The sequence below is a fragment of the Thauera sp. 27 genome (assembly GCF_000310125.2).
Taxonomy (GTDB): domain Bacteria; phylum Pseudomonadota; class Gammaproteobacteria; order Burkholderiales; family Rhodocyclaceae; genus Thauera; species Thauera mechernichensis.
On record NZ_AMXB01000099.1, the window covers coordinates 1 to 698 of the forward strand.

A 698-nucleotide genomic window follows, 5' to 3' on the forward strand; every position below is an offset into this window, starting at 1 on the left:
CACCACCAACCCCGGAACACGACCGAACTCCCTCACGTTGTCGGTCACCAACATGGCACCCAATGCAAGCGCCTGCGCGGCAATCCAGAGATCGTTGCCGCCTATCGGCGTGCCCTGGCGCTCGAGCGCGGCGCGAATGCATGCGTAGTGCCCACTCACCGTCGCATCGAGCGGTGGCACCGCAAGACCCGCCACGACCTCATGCAACCGCGCGCGGTTGCGCTCGACCTGCGCGCTCTTCTCCACGCCGGTTTCGAGTTCGCCGAGCACGATGGGCGAGACCACGATCGAAGAAGCCGGCACGGACTCGAGCCGCGTTCGCACCGCCGGGTGCGCCTTCAGCGCGGCGTTGAAGATATTGGTATCGAGAAGATAGTGCATGTCCGATCATTCCCAGCCCGCAACCGACTCTGGCGGCGCATCGGCCGGCTCGGCCAGATCCAGCCCGCCCTCCCGCCAGCAGCGTCGGAAGACGTCTGCCGCCGAGCGCGCCGCATCGGGCACCAATCGAGCCACCACCCGCCCTCGCCGAGTGATCGCCACTTCCTCACCACTCTCGACCGCTGCCAGCAGCGCTGAAAACTGACTCTTGGCTTCGACTACCGCTACAGTACGCATGGCGACTCTCCAGATGACCACATGGACAGATCATAGCAGTGCGTCCGCTTTCTCGGGGGTGGGCAAATGAAAGACCTGAC

The 698-nt window shown here is 64.9% G+C and carries 2 protein-coding genes; both read right to left on the reverse strand.

Annotated features, from left to right (window positions below; translation table 11 throughout):
* Window positions 1-381: PIN domain-containing protein (locus B447_RS21550; RefSeq protein ID WP_004249411.1), on the reverse strand; the 381-nt coding region annotated here is incomplete at its 3' end.
* Window positions 382-387: 6 nt separating this feature from the next.
* On the reverse strand, window positions 388-618 hold the full coding sequence (locus B447_RS21555; protein ID WP_002945661.1) for a type II toxin-antitoxin system Phd/YefM family antitoxin: 231 nt from the start codon (window positions 616-618) through the stop codon (window positions 388-390).
* Between the last annotated feature and the right edge of the window lie 80 nt (window positions 619-698).